Source organism: Escherichia sp. MOD1-EC6162 (genome assembly GCF_002965125.1).
GTDB classification, from domain to species: domain Bacteria; phylum Pseudomonadota; class Gammaproteobacteria; order Enterobacterales; family Enterobacteriaceae; genus Escherichia; species Escherichia marmotae.
The window spans coordinates 301,462-317,911 of the sequence record NZ_PTSB01000002.1 but is presented as its reverse complement, the minus strand read 5'-3'; the positions used below and the strand labels follow the sequence as shown (position 1 = coordinate 317,911).

Here is a 16,450-nt window from a genome sequence, read left to right as displayed (position 1 = left end):
ACCGATGCGGGGTTTGTGGTTAACCACCTTGGTGACTCTTAATGAGGGCGGTAATTCTACGGCAAACCATCGTAATCGCCAATCCTTGTTGTGAATTACTGGCTTAGCTTTATATTGATTAAGGTAATGTTGATAAATATTCCCGCTTGCAGGGGTAAAAGTGACCTGACGCAATATTTGTCTTTTCTTGCTTCTTAATAATGTTGTCACGAAAAGTGAGGGTGACTACATGGATAAACTACTTGAGCGTTTTTTGAACTACGTATCTCTGGATACCCAATCAAAAGCGGGGGTGAGACAGGTTCCCAGCACGGAAGGCCAGTGGAAGTTATTGCATCTGTTGAAAGATCAGCTTGAAGAGATGGGGCTTATCAATGTGACCTTAAGTGAGAAGGGCACATTGATGGCGACGTTACCGGCTAACGTTCCAGGCGATATTCCGGCGATTGGCTTTATTTCTCATGTGGATACCTCTCCGGATTGCAGCGGTAAAAATGTAAATCCGCAAATTGTTGAAAACTATCGCGGTGGTGACATCGCGCTGGGTGTCGGTGATGAAGTCTTATCACCGGTGATGTTCCCGGTTCTGCATCAACTATTGGGGCAGACGTTGATCACCACCGATGGTAAAACCTTGTTAGGTGCAGATGATAAAGCGGGTATCGCAGAAATCATGACCGCGCTGGCAGTATTGCAGCAGAAAAACATTCCACACGGCGATATTCGCATCGCCTTTACGCCAGATGAAGAGGTGGGCAAAGGGGCAAAACACTTTGATGTTGAAGCCTTTGATGCTCGTTGGGCTTATACCGTTGATGGCGGTGGCGTAGGTGAACTGGAGTTTGAAAACTTTAATGCCGCATCGGTGAATATCAAAATAGTCGGCAACAACGTTCACCCTGGCTCGGCAAAAGGCGTGATGGTTAATGCGCTGTCACTGGCAACACGCATTCATGCGGAAGTTCCGGCGGATGAAAGCCCGGAAACTACCGAAGGTTATGAAGGTTTTTATCACCTGACGAGCATGAAAGGCACCGTTGAGCGTGCCGATATGCACTACATCATTCGTGATTTCGACCGTAAACAGTTTGAAGCGCGTAAACGTAAGATGATGGAAATTGCCAAGAAAGTGGGCAAAGGGCTACACCCTGACTGCTACATTGAACTGGTGATTGAAGACAGCTACTACAATATGCGCGAGAAAATCGTTGAGCATCCGCATATTCTTGATATCGCCCAGCAGGCGATGCGCGATTGCGATATTGAACCGGATCTGAAACCGATCCGTGGCGGCACCGACGGTGCACAGTTGTCATTTATGGGATTGCCGTGCCCGAACCTGTTTACCGGCGGTTATAACTATCATGGTAAACATGAGTTTGTGACCCTGGAAGGAATGGAAAAAGCGGTACAGGTGATCGTGCGTATTGCCGAGTTAACGGCACAACGGAAGTAAGCGAAAAGGGATGCGGCATGTGATGCCGCATCCGGCTTAGATTCAAACTTATCCTTCGAAGAACCAATACCCGCTATTGACCAGCGCCGCGAGCATCGCGAGGAACGATGGATCTTCCAGCGCATCGCCAAAATTCTCGGCGGTCAGAGCAATATTGCTGGCGAGTGCCTCCAGCGCCGGACGGTGTGGAGAATCGATCTTTTCACCATTAGCATATACTTCATCACCAATACGCAACACGCGCAGACCACCCAGACGTACCAGTACATCACCTTGTTTCAGCGCGTCGTATATTTCATCCGGTTGATAAGGCGGTTCTGGCGGAGCGATATCCAGTTCATGCCGTGACTGGGAGATAAACTCGCCAAACCACTGTTTAAAGTGTTCTGGCTGGTTGATCAATTCAAGCATCATCTCACGCAGTTTATCCATCTCCTGCGGCAGAACGTCCGCCGGATGGGCGCGAGGAGGGATATCCGGATCACTGTAATAATTACCGCCCAGCTCACGTTGCAGAACATAATCGGCAAAACCGCTGATCAGCTCCCGCGTATTCGGTGCACGAAAACCGACAGAATAGTTCATCGCATTTTCCAGCGCGTAGCCTTCGTGCGGGAATCCTGGCGGAATATAAAGAATATCGCCTGGCTCCAGTTCTTCGTCGATAATTGCTTCAAACGGCTCGACCTGTAGCAGATCCGGATGCGGGCAGTGTTGCTTCATCTGCAGCTTTTCACCCACCCGCCAACGACGACGACCGGTGCCCTGAATAATAAAAACGTCGTACTGATCGAGATGTGGACCGACGCCGCCGCCAGGTACGGAAAATGAGATCATCAGGTCGTCAATGCGCCAGTCTGGTAATTCACGGAACGGACGCATCAGCGCGGCGGTTGGCTCATGCCAGTGATTCACTGCCTGCACCAGCAATGACCAGTTGGTCTCACCGAGATGATCGTAGCTTTCGAATGGACCGTGGCTGACCTGCCATTTGCCATCCTGATGACTGACCAGCCGACTGTCGACTTCCGTTTCCATTGCCAGACCTGCCAGCTCGTCTGGAGAGATCGGGTCAATAAAATTATTAAAGCCGCGTTTTAACACCACCGGACGTTTCTGCCAGTGGCGTTTAAGAAAATCGGGCCAGTTAAGGGTAAGTTGGTATTCCATATTAAGCGTCCATAGGCGGGTATCTGCAACCGATTATAACGGATGCTTAACGTAATGCGTGAAGAAAGGGCATATTTATTCACCCTTTGGTGCAGAATGCTGGCGACCAAAAATGACCTCCATTCGTGCGCCGCCGAGCATACTCTCTCCGGCGATGATTTTTCCGTCGTATTGCTCGGTAATTTCACGGGCGACAGCCAGACCAACACCTTGTCCGGGACGCAAAGTATCTATACGTTGGCCGCGGTCGAAAATGACTTCACGCTTGCTTAATGGAATTCCCGGGCCGTCATCCTCGACCACAATATAGAGATGATCTTCGGTTTGCCTCGCTGAAATTTCCACGAACTCAAGACAGTATTTACAGGCGTTATCCAGTACGTTGCCCATCACTTCGACAAAGTCATTCTGCTCGCCAACAAAACTGATTTCTGGCGAAATATCGAGAGAAATATTGACCCCTTTACGCTGATACACTTTGTTCAGCGCCGAGGTGAGATTGTCCAGTAACGGGGCAACGGGATGCAGTTCGCGGCTAAGCAGCGTTCCACCGCGCATACTGGCGCGATGCAGGTAGTAGCCGATTTGTTGTGAAATACGGCTGATTTGTTCCAGCATTACCGGCTCAGCATCACTGACGCTCATCTTTTCACTACGCAAAGAACGCAGCGTACTTTGCAGTACCGCCAGTGGTGTTTTCAGGCTGTGCGTCAGGTCGGTGAGCGTTGTGCGGTATTTGTCGTAACGTTCACGCTCACTCTTTAATAGCCGGTTCAGGTTACGCACCAGACTGGTCAGTTCTCGTGTCGTGGCTGGGTTGAGCAATTCGCGGTTATGTTCTTCCAGTTCGCGGACTTCTTTTGCCAGGGCTTCGATGGGGCGTAAACTCCACCAGGCGGCGACCCATAACAGAGGGATCACTAACAGCAGGTTGGCTGAGAGCACGTAGACAAACCAGCTCCACACCATATAGGAACTTTTAAGCTCCACCGGAATAGTATCCACCACCACAATGGTTAACTTCGGCATCCGCGACGTTGCCGGGTAGATGTTCACCGCCACCGAGTGGGTCATCTCTGCGTCGTCGTCATCTTCTCGTACTTCCTGTAACTGTTGCTGTATCGAATGATCTTCACTCAGCAAGATGCTGGTGTCGTTAACATCCGCTTCGATTTCATGGAAGCCATTTGATTTCAGCCAGTCAGGCTGGATCATTTTCATCAGCCAGGGAACGTCACGCTGCGCCCATAAAAGTTGCCCGTTCTCATCATAAATTAGCGTCATGGTGGGGCTTTGCTTGTCGATATTTTCTGGTAACTCGACATGCAACTTATTGTTTTCCCACTTTGCGAGGGTATAGAACAAATTGCTCTCGCCGCGTAACAGGCGAAACGTGGTTTTATCGAAACTGACGCTATAACCGATCAGCGCGACCATTCCGTAGGCCAACGAAAGCACCAGTACTACCGCCGCCGTCGCTAACAGAAAACGTACCCGCAGCGAAAGCGGGAAAAAAAGACGCAGTAATTTTTTCATCAGCGCAATTCGAACAAATAACCCTGGCCGCGAACGGTGGTAATCACTTCTTGCGGATATTGCGCCTGAATTTTTTTGCGCAGACGCCCCATGAGTACATCAATGGTATGGCTTTCCCGCAATTCGGCGTCCGGGTAGAGTTGTAACATCAACGAATCTTTGCTGACCACTTTGCCATTATTACGAATCAACGTTTCCATAATGGTGTATTCAAACGCGGTCAGTTTGATCACTTCGTCATTAATCGATAGTTCACGGCGGGAAAGATCAACCTGAAACGGTGGCAGCGAAATAACCTGTGAAGCCAGACCACTATTACGACGCATTAATGCCTGCATCCGCGCCATCACCTCTTCAATATGAAACGGTTTAGTCACGTAATCGTCAGCGCCGGCGCTTAATACTTCGACTTTGTCCTGCCAGCTTTCACGGGCGGTTAATACCAGAATCGGCAGTGAAACATCATTGCTGCGCCAGCGGCGGATCAGTGACAGACCGTCTTCGTCAGGCAAACCGAGATCGACAATTGCAATATCTGGCAAATGTTCATTGAGATAATAATCTGCTTCTTTGGCATCTTCTGCGTCATCGACCTGATGACCAGCGTCCTGAATCTGAACTTTAAGATGGTGACGTAACAACGCATTGTCTTCGACAACCAGTACGCGCATTTTTATTTCTCCCTGTCTTAATTATTAAAATAGTGTAACGCGATTATGTGTTTATGGGAGTAAACATTAATTAAACCAGCGGGTAGGGGAGATAATACGGGAAAAGATCAGCTTAAGAAGCAGGCCGGACAGCATCGCCATCCGGCATTGATATGGGTGTTATTTCAGCTCATCCACCATTGTGATGGCGCGACCAATGTAGTTAGCAGGGGTCATCGCTTTCAGGCGCGCTTTCTCTTCTTCCGGCAGCGCCAGACCGTCGATAAATTGCTTCATGCCTTCGGCGTCAACGCGTTTACCGCGAGTCAGTTCTTTCAGCTTCTCGTACGGTTTTTCGATGCCGTAGCGACGCATAACTGTCTGGATCGGCTCAGCCAGCACTTCCCAGTTGTGATCCAGTTCATCCAGCAGATGGTCACGGTTCACTTCCAGTTTGCTCACGCCTTTCAGGGTGGACTGGTAAGCAATTAGCGCATAACCGATGCCCACTCCGAGGTTACGTAGCACGGTAGAGTCGGTCAGGTCACGCTGCCAACGGGAAACCGGCAGTTTGCTGGCCAGGTGCTGCAACACCGCGTTGGAAAGCCCCAGGTTACCTTCGGAGTTTTCGAAGTCGATTGGGTTAACCTTGTGCGGCATGGTGGAAGAACCAATCTCACCGGCGATGGTTTTCTGTTTGAAATGGTTAAGGGCGATATAACCCCAGACGTCACGGTCAAAGTCGATCAGAATGGTGTTAAAGCGCGCGATGCAATCAAACAGTTCGGCAATGTAGTCGTGCGGTTCAATCTGGGTGGTGTACGGGTTCCACTGAATACCCAGTGAGGTGACAAACTCTTCACTGAACTGATGCCAGTCAACTTCCGGATACGCGGCGATGTGGGCATTATAGTTACCGACCGCGCCGTTGATTTTGCCGAGGATTTCCACCTGATTAAGCTGGCGGAACTGGCGCTCCATACGATAAGCGACGTTAGCCATCTCTTTACCGATGGTTGACGGTGTCGCTGGCTGACCGTGGGTACGGGATAGCAGCGGAATATCGCGATACTGAACAGCCAGATCTTTAATGCCGTCAATCAGTTGACGCCAGTACGGCAGGATCACTTCATCACGCGCGGTTTTCAGCATCAATGCGTGGGAGAGGTTGTTGATGTCTTCTGAGGTGCAGGCAAAGTGAATAAATTCAGAAACTGCGTGCAGTTCTGGGATCTCAGCCACTTTTTCTTTCAGGAAATACTCAACCGCTTTAACGTCGTGGTTAGTGGTACGCTCAATGGTTTTGATTCGCGCCGCATCTTCTTCACTGAAATTAGCGACGATTGCATCAAGGTAACCGATTGCGTCGGCAGCAAAAGCAGGAACTTCCTTGATCGCTGCGTGCGCGGCCAGTTTTTGCAGCCAACGTACTTCAACTTGTACACGGAATTTCAGCAAACCATATTCGCTGAAAATCCCGCGCAGCGCGCTGACTTTATCGCCGTAGCGTCCGTCGACAGGGGAAACGGCGGTCAGTGAGGATAATTCCATAGATCACAACTCCGGGGTTAAATGAGCAAGAATTTGTGTTGCCTGAGTGGTCAGGCGATTACGAGAAAACATCAGTTGTAGACGTCCGCCGCCAACCTGGTGCCAGAGCACGGCGGCGCGAATGCCTGCCAGCAGGGTAGCGCGAACTTTCGCCTGCACCTGTGGGCTTTGCAGTACGGCAGGGGAACCGGTGACCTGAATACGTGGGCCAAGTGGGCTGATAACATCAACATAAATAGCAGCCATTGCGCTCATCAGCGTTTCCGACTGTAAATCGAAATGTTCGAGCTGGCGTTGCAGACCGTTAATCCGGTTACCCAGAGTGTCGAGCGCACCTTTGGCAGACGAGAGTTTGCGCTCAAGCACCATCAGGCTAAGGGTGTAGCGGGTTAACTCAGCGTTTAAGCCCTGGCGACTGCTGGCATTGAGCACGCCGAGCAGGGTTTCCAGCCCGACGCGCAGGTTGGCTTCGCTGCCGCCAAAAACCGCCAGCGTGGAGCTGGGGTTCACATCGATAATACTGTTGAGTGAGACGTGTAGCGCATCGGCATCACAATGCCCCTGGTGAGCAAGCTGTTGTACCAGGCGTGCCGCCTGACAAATACCGGCCAGGGCGAGGGTGATGTCATAGTAATTCTTTGCCACGTTCACTGCTTCCTTGTTTTAAGTAAGAAAATAATCAGACTGGCAGCGGCAGACGCTGCTCAATGATGCCGCCGCCGAGGCACACTTCACCGTTATAGAAGACGGCGGATTGACCTGGAGTGACGGCCGCAACCGGCTCATCGAAAATCACTTCAATGCGATCATCATCCAGCGCCTTGACGGTGCATGGAATGTCAGTCTGGCGGTAGCGGGTTTTCACCGTGCAACGCATAGTGCCGGTGAAAGGTTCGCGATCGACCCAGTGCAGTTGCTGGGCAATCAATCCGACAGACATCAGACGTGGGTGTTCATGACCCTGCGCAACAATCAGAATGTTGTTCTCGACGTCTTTATCCACCACGTACCACGGCTCTTCAGTGCCGTCTTTGGTGCCACCGATGCCCAGGCCTTTACGCTGTCCGAGGGTGTGATACATCAGCCCCTGGTGTTCGCCAATCTCATCACCATCGACAGTAATGATTTTTCCCGGTTGCGCCGGGAGATAACGGCCAAGAAACTCGCGGAATTTACGTTCACCGATAAAGCAGATCCCGGTAGAATCTTTTTTCTTCGCGGTGACCAGACCGAGATCTTCCGCAATCTTACGTACCTGCGGTTTTTCCAGTTCGCCAACCGGGAACAGGCTTTGCGCTATCTGCTCATGGCTAAGTGTATAAAGGAAGTAGCTCTGGTCTTTGTTGCTGTCCAGACCACGCAGCAGGCGGCTCTTGCCATTGACATCTGCACGACGAACGTAATGGCCGGTAGCGATATAATCGGCACCTAAATCTTCGGCGGCAAATTCGAGGAAGGCTTTAAATTTGATCTCTTTGTTGCACAGAATATCCGGGTTCGGCGTGCGACCCGCTTTATATTCAGCAAGGAACAGTTCAAAGACGTTGTCCCAGTACTCGGCTGCAAAGTTGACAGTGTGCAGTTCAATGCCGAGCTTATCGCAGACAGCCTGGGCATCAGCCAGATCCGCTGCCGCCGTGCAATATTCCTCACCGTCGTCTTCTTCCCAGTTCTTCATAAACAGGCCTTCGACCTGATATCCCTGTTGTTGCAACAGCCAGGCAGAAACGGAGGAATCGACGCCGCCGGACATGCCGACGATCACTTTTTTTGCGGTTTCAGACATTGGATTACTCACGACATTGAACTTCAAGGCGGCGTATTCTATCACGCAGCCTTTTAGATGACACCCTTTGTAAAAGGCCAGTTAAACTCGCCAATCATCTCCAGCGGATAATGTTGCCCGCTTTGATAACAACGAATACTTTCTGCCACTAATGGCGAGCGCAGATTTGGTGCCTGTAAAATCTCTTCAGCACTGACCCAACGGCAACAGTCGATATCACTGTCATGAGGGTGTGTTGGGCATATTTGCTCAAGCTCAATGGCAAACAGGAAGCGCAAAAATGGCGTCTTATCCGGCGCAATCCACTGATGCATACGGATGAAATATTGCGGTTGCGCGCTGATGCCGGTTTCTTCCCACAGCTCACGCGCCGCTGCTTCTGTTAATGTTTCATCCGCCTCCAGATGCCCGGCGGGTTGGTTCCATAACGCTTTACCATTAATCGTCTCTTCAACGACTAAAAATTTGCCTTCTGCGTGCACCACGCAGGCAACGGTAACGTGCGGTTTAAACATTTTGCGTCCTTATTCTGTCGCTTCTCGCCATTCGCCATTGGCAAGATTATCCAGCGTGTAATTACCCATCGCATAGCGAATCAGTCGCAGCGTGGGGAAACCAACATGGGCGGTCATGCGGCGCACCTGGCGATTACGTCCTTCATATAAGGTGATCTTAAGCCAGGAGGTAGGAATACTTTTACGCTCACGAATTGGTGGATTACGTGGCCATAACCACTCCGGTTCTTCAACCAGTTCCACACCTGCGGGCAGGGTAGGGCCATCATTTAAGGTTACGCCATTGCGTAAGGCTTCAAGTGCGTCTTGCGTGGGAATGCCTTCCACCTGCACATAATAGATTTTTCCGGTGCGTTTGCCCGGCTGGGTTAAACGCGCCTGTAACGCGCCATTATTCGTCAGCACCAGTAACCCTTCGCTATCTCTGTCGAGACGACCTGCCGCATAAACGCCCTGAACAGGGATGAATTCTTTTAATGTTTTGCGCCCGGCTTCATCGGTGAACTGCGGAAGAACATCGTAGGGTTTATTGAACAGGATCACGCGCGTGGGCTGGTTTTCAGGTTTGCGCCTGGTGGAACGTTGCGAGCTGAATCGCTTAACCTGGTGATTTCTAAAAGAAGTTTTTTGCATGGTATTTTCAGGGTTTATGAATTGCCGCATTATAGCCTAATAACGCGCATCTTTCATGACGACAAACAATAGGGTAGTATTGACAAGCCAATTACAAATCATTAACAAAAAATTGCTCTAATGCATCCGTGTGGCAGGACGCAAACGCATGTGCAACGTGGTGGCAGACGAGCAAACCAGAAGCGCTCGAAGGAGAGGTGAATGGAAAGTAAAGTAGTTGTTCCGGCACAAGGCAAGAAGATCACCCTGCAAAACGGCAAACTCAACGTTCCTGAAAATCCGATTATCCCTTACATTGAAGGTGATGGAATCGGTGTAGATGTAACCCCAGCCATGCTGAAAGTGGTCGACGCTGCAGTCGAGAAAGCCTATAAAGGCGAGCGTAAAATCTCCTGGATGGAAATTTACACCGGTGAAAAATCCACCCAGGTTTATGGTCAGGACGTCTGGCTACCTGCTGAAACCCTTGATCTGATTCGTGAATATCGCGTTGCCATCAAAGGCCCGCTGACTACTCCGGTTGGTGGCGGTATTCGTTCTCTGAACGTAGCACTGCGCCAGGAACTGGATCTCTACATCTGCCTGCGCCCGGTTCGTTACTACCAGGGCACTCCAAGCCCGGTTAAACACCCTGAATTGACTGATATGGTCATCTTCCGTGAAAACTCGGAAGACATTTATGCAGGTATCGAATGGAAAGCTGACTCTGCTGACGCTGAGAAAGTGATCAAATTCCTGCGTGAAGAGATGGGGGTGAAGAAAATTCGCTTTCCGGAACATTGCGGTATCGGCATTAAGCCGTGTTCTGAAGAAGGCACCAAACGTCTGGTACGAGCAGCAATCGAATACGCAATTGCCAACGACCGTGACTCAGTGACCCTGGTGCACAAAGGCAATATCATGAAGTTCACCGAAGGCGCGTTTAAAGACTGGGGTTACCAGTTGGCGCGTGAAGAGTTTGGCGGTGAACTGATCGACGGCGGCCCGTGGCTGAAAGTCAAAAACCCGAACACCGGCAAAGAGATCGTCATTAAAGACGTGATTGCTGACGCATTCCTGCAACAGATCCTGCTGCGTCCGGCTGAATACGACGTTATCGCCTGTATGAACCTCAACGGTGACTACATTTCTGACGCACTGGCAGCACAGGTTGGCGGTATCGGTATCGCCCCTGGTGCAAACATCGGTGACGAATGCGCACTGTTTGAAGCCACCCACGGTACAGCACCGAAATATGCCGGTCAGGACAAAGTAAACCCAGGCTCTATCATTCTCTCCGCGGAGATGATGCTGCGCCATATGGGTTGGACTGAAGCGGCTGACCTGATTGTTAAAGGTATGGAAGGCGCAATCAACGCCAAGACCGTAACCTATGACTTCGAACGTCTGATGGATGGTGCTAAACTGCTGAAATGCAGCGAGTTTGGTGACGCAATCATCGAAAACATGTAATTGTTGCATATGTTAAATATTGTAACGGGCGCTTAACGCGCCCGTTGTTTTTTGTTAGTCTGCTAACGGTTATCAAAATAAGTTATCAAAACCTCTTAGTTGTTTGGGGTCGGTTGGTCAGTCAGATGACAGTTCTACTGCCAGGTTCCTATTAGACATTCCTCTATTTGGTGGACGCTCGTTAATATTTAGATCCGCTATGTGTCAGGTGCGGACATTGTTATAAATGCCAATTGATATAACGTCAGCTCGTTTATCTCATCTTACAGAACCTCAACAACTTCAAACTCTTCCATAATCAACTCCATATCTTCAGAAAAATGACCTTCCTGGGTGAAAAATCGTTGATGCTCTCTCTGCCAATATTCAAGGCTCAAATCGCCTTCACCTTCCTTGCGAGCTAACTTGGCAGTAACATCACAAAAACACACCAGTTGCATCGACACCAGCCTGGTCACGCATACCGGTACATCCTGGCCGTCAAGGATGATGTTATAGCTCCCAATCCTTGGGGCAAATTCTTCCTTCTGATAAGAGGCATAAGAGCCACAGGAGGCCGTTTTAATCCCTTTTTCTATAAGTGCTGCAAGCTCGTTAGCCAGTTCAGGGCTGTCGCCCATTTGCCAGGCATTCGCGTCCGGATATTTCATCTTTAGTTCATCAACCTTACCCATTACACGTCCTTTCTGATTGTAAATAATAGAGAAATAGCTGAGCATTAATTGTTCGAATATTAACAGTGATGCTTTCTTGCTAATATCATAGTTCGTTTTTCGCTCAAAGCGGGCTGTTTGGTTCTTTTTCATGTGGGGTGAGAAATTCAAGGAGGCGTTGAGACGTTTAAATTTTCACAACGCTACTTTGCGCCATTGCTCCCCAAATACAAAACCAATTTCAGCCAATGTCTCGTCCATTTTTTCGATGAACTCCGGCACCATCTCGTCAAAACTCGGCATGTACTTCTCATGTCAGGCTACTTATTTCCTGAACGGGGTTTTGCTATCACGTTGTGAATTTCAGAAGCGGTAATGACGCTGAGCCGTAATTTGTGCCACGCATTATCTCCCTGTTTGACAGCCCTCACGTCGATCCCGGTACGCAGCAGGATAATGTCCGGTGCCATGACACCACCTTCTGCTCTGTGGCTTTCTGTTTCAGTAACCAGTATAAATCAGGCAGCGGCTAAAGTGGCGCAGACAGGAATTCAGGTTATCGATGGTATATAAACGAACATCAATGAATGCACCGGGATGAAACCGGTGAGTTAAGTTCAAACTGTAGTACAATTCTCTCCGGTATTAACAGGAAAGAGTATTCTATGAATCCTTATATTTATCTTGGTGGTGCAATATTTGCAGAGGTGATTGGTACAACCTTAATGAAGTATTCAGATGGCTTTACACGGTTATGGCCCTCTGTTGGTACAATTATTTGTTACTGTGCATCATTCTGGTTATTAGCTCAAACATTGGCTTATATTCCTACAGGGATTGCTTATGCTATCTGGTCAGGAGTCGGTATAGTCCTGATTAGTTTACTTTCCTGGGGATTTTTCGGCCAACGTCTGGATCTGCCAGCCATTATAGGCATGATATTGATTTGTGCCGGAGTGTTGGTAATTAACTTGTTGTCACGAAGCGCACCACATTAAAAATAATTTCTTTTTAATCAAATGGAATATGTCAGCCCGCATGTAAATGCGGGCTGCTTTTTACAGGTTAGCGTTTGGGTTTTGTTGTTGGGTGGTGGTTTTCATAGGGACTCCCAGATTTTTAGTAAACCACTCAACAACCCTGTTTATAATAATTGGCTGATACCATGTATTATCTCCATGCTCAGCCCCTTCTACCAGCACGTACTCAGCATTATTGCCGTTCTTTTTCAACATTCTGAATAGTTTGGCACTTTGCTCCGGTGAAACCAGAGTGTCTTTGCTACCATGCATAATAAGAAATGGGGGTTTTACTCCTTTCATATGTCCGATTGGGCTGGCGTTTAGCGCTTTTTCTTTTGACGCTGTGATGGGGGCTCCCGCAAAACTTCTGAATGCAGGGCCATTGATCATTAAAGCTTCGGTTACGGCAGGAGATCGATGAACCTCCTGCACTGATTCAGGGAACCCCTCACCAATATTCAACAAGTCAGAAATCCCATAAAGTGTGGCAACTGCCTGAACATCTGATGATTGCTGAAGAAAGTCACCTTTATCAAAGGTTTTGTCACCATTTGTAGTTCCCATCATCTGGGCAAGCCATCCACCGGCAGAGTCACCCAGAACTCCGATTCTTTGAGGATCAACCCCATAATCGCTGGCATGCTCTCTCAGGTAACGTATTGCAGCTTTTCCATCCTCAACTGGCGCTGGAAATGTATCAGGAATTGTTCTGTATTCTACAGCGGCTACAACAAAACCAGCTTCTGCCATAGCCATTCTCATTTCAATAAATTTGTCATGTTCAGAAGACATGAATCCGCCGCCAGGATAATAAATAATGGCTGGTTTCAAATCATTTGTTCGCGGGACAAGAACTGACATGTGAAGCTGTCTGACAGAACGAGTCCCTTTTATCTGGGAATAAACAACATCACCAATAAGATCGACCTGGTTTCTGGTCGATGAAACATTAATGACATCTGCACCAGGGGTGTAACCAGGAAGATTAGTCTGGACAGTTGTTGAACAATTCCCGACCGACATGACTACTGACATACCATACAATAATGTTGCGGATGATAGTATTTTGTTAATTTTCATATTTTACATGCCTTGACTTATCGGATGAAATTTTCTTAGCGAATTTAACGGCAACTTAAGAGTTGTACAACAGGAGGCATCTTAGGAAACTCAACAAGATGCAAAAAATCCTTGTCAGTGAAATTGCGCGTATTCTGGTTCAAGAATAGCCGTCTATAAATCATACTAACTTATGCCCGCATGACTAATAATAAACCTAAAATCTATTTAGATAACATCAATATGATTCGTGCATATTATGGTTAATGCTGGGGTCGATTTTATAATTATGATTGCTTTTGCATGAACATTGCGTCTTTATGCATAATGAGATAAATGAATATCAAATAAAATAACGATAGGTCATAACAAAGAGGTTTTTATGAAAAAACTTATCGTTTCAAGTGTATTGGTATTCATCACATTTTCTGCGCAGGCCGCAGAGTTTCAGGTCACAAGTAGTGAAATGAAAACAGGAAAACAACTTACAAAGTCTCATATCTTTTCCGGATTTGGGTGTGAAGGTGGCAATATATCGCCCTCATTAACCTGGTCTGGTGCCCCTGAGGGCACTAAAAGTTTTGCCGTAACTGTTTATGATCCAGATGCACCTACTGGTAGTGGTTGGTGGCACTGGACTGTTGTTAATATTCCAGCAACAGTAACATATTTGCCTGCTGATGCAGGAAGACGTGATGGTACAAAACTGCCGACAGGTGCTGTTCAAGGCCGAAATGATTTTGGCTATGCCGGATTTGGTGGTGCATGTCCTCTGAAAGGGGATAAACCGCATCATTACCAGTTTAAAGTATGGGCTCTGAAAACTGACAAGATTCCTGTAGATTCTAATTCCAGCGGAGCGTTAGTTGGTTATATGCTTAATGCCAATAAAATCACAACCGCTGAGATAACACCAGTTTATGAGATAAAGTAGGGTGAGAGTATGCTGGCAAAAGGTAAGACCAACCTAAAGATTGAAGAAATACGGATGCATAAACATCATGAGATTCATAGGGTTAGGGCTATTGTGCCAGCTTTATGCCGTATCCGTCAGGGAAAAAATTATCAATTGGGAGACGCATAGTTTGACTGTTGATAATAATCAAATAATGTTATTTCCATGTGGACATGAGTTTTATATTGCGAATTATCCAGAAGCAGGTCTTTATCTTGCAGAAATGCTTTACTTTCCCATTGAACTAATTGAAAAATTCCAAAAATTTTTTGCGGTAACTGATCAAACACGTAACAAAACAGGGTTCTGTTTACCTCAGAACCCTGAGTTAATATATTGTTGGGAGCAGCTAAAAATATCTATTTTTCGAGGTTTCTCAACTCAAATTCAGGAGCATTTAGCAATGGCTGTTCGACTTTCGTTAGGAGTAAATCATGCTAATTATTTACTTTTATCAGATAGTAAACAATCACTGATAAGTCATTGTTATAACCTGCTGCTATCCGAACCAGGAGCAAAATGGACAGCAAACAAGGTTGCGAGATATCTCTACATTTCTGTTTCCACATTACATCGCCGTCTGGCAAACAAGGGGGTAAGTTTTCAAAGTATATTGGACGATGTGAGGTTAAATAATGCGTTGTCTGCTATACAAACGACTATAAAATCCATAAGCGAGATTGCCAGAGAAAATGGTTATAAGTGTCCTTCTCGTTTTACTGAAAGATTCCATAATCGTTTTAAGATAACACCAAGAGAGCTAAGAAAGGCTTCCAGAGAGTAAAAGTATTTTAACTGTATCGATGTTTTTGGGAAATCAAAACGGCATAATTACCCTATCGGAGCCTGAACAACTCCGGTGGCTTCTGCGCTAAACAGGGACGTTTATGCGCACATACAATTTTTTGTATCCAGCGTTTGACCTCTGTGGAGGTGAAGCGTAAACCTGAGCTGAAGTTATCCGAAATGCCAACGCTGCTCGGATATACCGTCTACCTGGTGGGAGAAGAAACTATGTCAGTATTGTCATGGCAAGGGAGAAGTCAGCACGGTGAGCAGAGGGTGTAAGGGTAAAGGTATTGTCCTGGATAAAAAAGAATCCGGCTTCATGGCGTGCCTGTTTATAAGATGTGCGGACGTTGCAATGGAAATTGGTTTAGTCGTTTACCGCCCCCCCAGGTGCGATGTCATGTCCAGAAGCTGGTTCCAGACATGACGGATTATCAATGGGATAAAGGATATGCTGACGTTATTGATAAACTGGTTACAAAGTGCTGGCAGGAAGAAGCGTATGTGAGGTGCAGTTAAGGAAATTGACAATATAAATAATTTTCAGCGAAGATGGCGGCATGATGCTTGCTTTTTGCTTCAAAAAACATGGGTGAGATTTTCTCAACGATGGGCTTTGTATATCCGGTGTTGAGAAAAAGTAGAAAACCCGCTAATGAGAGTTTTTTGTGTTTTAAATTGGAGGGGGTGGCTGGATGTCTAAAATAAACATTGCTTCTATGTGTACAACTATGCGTTAATGATTGCGTCGGTTTGAAGAACAGACGATATACGAAGTAGTTTACTAAAGCAGTTCTCATTTCAGGTGTTATTCACTTATTCCTTCTTTGAGTCTCTCCAATTAAGTACGAAGTCGTTTCTGTTATACAAACCATTTATGCCGAAAGGCTCAAGTTAAGGAATGTAGAATGTCAAATAAAATGACTGGTTTAGTAAAATGGTTTAACGCTGATAAAGGTTTTGGCTTTATTTCTCCTGTTGATGGTAGTAAAGATGTGTTTGTGCATTTTTCTGCGATTCAGAATGATAATTATCGAACCTTATTTGAAGGTCAAAAGGTTACCTTCTCTGTAGAGAGTGGTGCTAAAGGTCCTGCGGCAGCAAATGTTATAATTACCGATTAAAATCCAGGACTCGACTGTATACGATAACGAAGATGGCTGATGCCTGAGTAGAGATGCAGATAGAGTAATGGATATAGAATCCCATTTTGTGGTGAAGTA

The 16,450-nt window shown here is 47.3% G+C and carries 15 protein-coding genes and 3 pseudogenes; 7 read left to right on the top strand and 11 right to left on the bottom strand.

Translation table 11 applies throughout. The features are described from left to right. Positions 1 to 229: 229 nt before the first annotated feature. On the top strand, positions 230 to 1,456 hold the full coding sequence (gene pepT, locus A9587_RS03715) for a peptidase T (protein ID WP_105263232.1): 1,227 nt from the start codon (positions 230 to 232) through the stop codon (positions 1,454 to 1,456). Positions 1,457 to 1,504: 48 nt separating this feature from the next. Here pepT and roxA read toward each other — a convergent pair whose 3' ends face one another. The 8 genes from roxA to rluE form a co-directional block, all read right to left on the bottom strand. Then, positions 1,505 to 2,626 carry a [50S ribosomal protein L16]-arginine 3-hydroxylase gene (gene roxA / locus A9587_RS03710; protein WP_000456528.1) on the bottom strand — a complete coding sequence of 374 codons (1,122 nt, stop codon included), beginning with the start codon at positions 2,624 to 2,626 and terminating at the stop codon, positions 1,505 to 1,507. A gap of 75 nt (positions 2,627 to 2,701) precedes the next feature. Then, on the bottom strand, positions 2,702 to 4,162 hold the full coding sequence (gene phoQ / locus A9587_RS03705; protein ID WP_001516207.1) for a two-component system sensor histidine kinase PhoQ: 1,461 nt from the start codon (positions 4,160 to 4,162) through the stop codon (positions 2,702 to 2,704). Next, positions 4,162 to 4,833, bottom strand: a complete 672-nt coding sequence (gene phoP / locus A9587_RS03700; protein WP_001265481.1) for a two-component system response regulator PhoP — start codon at positions 4,831 to 4,833, stop codon at positions 4,162 to 4,164. The genes phoQ and phoP overlap by 1 nt, the downstream gene beginning before the upstream one ends. A 159-nt stretch (positions 4,834 to 4,992) precedes the next feature. Continuing rightward, a complete protein-coding gene (gene purB / locus A9587_RS03695; RefSeq protein WP_000423722.1) occupies positions 4,993 to 6,363 on the bottom strand; it encodes an adenylosuccinate lyase in 1,371 nt (456 codons plus the stop codon). A 3-nt stretch (positions 6,364 to 6,366) separates the two neighbouring features. After that, entirely contained in the window at positions 6,367 to 7,008 is a 642-nt protein-coding gene (hflD, locus tag A9587_RS03690; protein ID WP_105263237.1) for a high frequency lysogenization protein HflD, read from the bottom strand. Positions 7,009 to 7,042: 34 nt separating this feature from the next. Continuing rightward, positions 7,043 to 8,149: a tRNA 2-thiouridine(34) synthase MnmA gene (gene mnmA, locus A9587_RS03685; protein WP_001516209.1), complete on the bottom strand. Its 1,107-nt coding sequence runs from the start codon at positions 8,147 to 8,149 to the stop codon at positions 7,043 to 7,045. 53 nt (positions 8,150 to 8,202) lie between these two features. Further along, a complete protein-coding gene (nudJ, locus tag A9587_RS03680) occupies positions 8,203 to 8,664 on the bottom strand; it encodes a phosphatase NudJ (protein WP_000476079.1) in 462 nt (153 codons plus the stop codon). A gap of 9 nt (positions 8,665 to 8,673) precedes the next feature. Beyond that, on the bottom strand, positions 8,674 to 9,327 hold the full coding sequence (gene rluE / locus A9587_RS03675; protein ID WP_001516210.1) for a 23S rRNA pseudouridine(2457) synthase RluE: 654 nt from the start codon (positions 9,325 to 9,327) through the stop codon (positions 8,674 to 8,676). 171 nt (positions 9,328 to 9,498) lie between these two features. Between rluE and icd the strand changes: the two genes are divergently transcribed. After that, on the top strand, positions 9,499 to 10,749 hold the full coding sequence (icd, locus tag A9587_RS03670; protein WP_000444484.1) for an NADP-dependent isocitrate dehydrogenase: 1,251 nt from the start codon (positions 9,499 to 9,501) through the stop codon (positions 10,747 to 10,749). A 263-nt stretch (positions 10,750 to 11,012) separates the two neighbouring features. On the opposite strand, the gene A9587_RS03665 is transcribed toward icd, so the two are convergent. Further along, on the bottom strand, positions 11,013 to 11,423 hold the full coding sequence (locus A9587_RS03665; RefSeq protein WP_172953840.1) for an ASCH domain-containing protein: 411 nt from the start codon (positions 11,421 to 11,423) through the stop codon (positions 11,013 to 11,015). 302 nt (positions 11,424 to 11,725) lie between these two features. Then, a pseudogene (locus A9587_RS25625) lies at positions 11,726 to 11,872 on the bottom strand (exonuclease); the annotation flags it as partial. Between the two features lie 195 nt (positions 11,873 to 12,067). On the opposite strand from A9587_RS25625, the gene emrE reads away from it, so the two are divergent. Continuing rightward, the gene (gene emrE / locus A9587_RS03650) at positions 12,068 to 12,400 is read left to right on the top strand and encodes a multidrug efflux SMR transporter EmrE (RefSeq protein WP_001070432.1); all 333 of its coding nucleotides are present in this window, start codon (positions 12,068 to 12,070) and stop codon (positions 12,398 to 12,400) included. Between the two features lie 60 nt (positions 12,401 to 12,460). Here emrE and A9587_RS03645 read toward each other — a convergent pair whose 3' ends face one another. Further along, a complete protein-coding gene (locus A9587_RS03645) occupies positions 12,461 to 13,504 on the bottom strand; it encodes an alpha/beta hydrolase (protein WP_105263230.1) in 1,044 nt (347 codons plus the stop codon). Positions 13,505 to 13,865: 361 nt separating this feature from the next. Between A9587_RS03645 and A9587_RS03640 the strand changes: the two genes are divergently transcribed. The 4 genes and pseudogenes from A9587_RS03640 to cspB all read left to right on the top strand — a co-directional run bounded on the left by A9587_RS03640 (position 13,866) and on the right by cspB (position 16,351). Further along, positions 13,866 to 14,417: a kinase inhibitor gene (locus A9587_RS03640; RefSeq protein ID WP_105263229.1), complete on the top strand. Its 552-nt coding sequence runs from the start codon at positions 13,866 to 13,868 to the stop codon at positions 14,415 to 14,417. Between the two features lie 9 nt (positions 14,418 to 14,426). After that, positions 14,427 to 15,222, top strand: a pseudogene (locus A9587_RS03635) (helix-turn-helix transcriptional regulator). Positions 15,223 to 15,438: 216 nt separating this feature from the next. Continuing rightward, positions 15,439 to 15,763, top strand: a pseudogene (locus tag A9587_RS03630) (antitermination protein Q); the annotation flags it as partial. Positions 15,764 to 16,135: 372 nt separating this feature from the next. Then, the gene (gene cspB, locus A9587_RS03625; protein ID WP_000066486.1) at positions 16,136 to 16,351 is read left to right on the top strand and encodes a cold shock-like protein CspB; all 216 of its coding nucleotides are present in this window, start codon (positions 16,136 to 16,138) and stop codon (positions 16,349 to 16,351) included. The last annotated feature ends 99 nt before the right edge of the window (positions 16,352 to 16,450 follow it).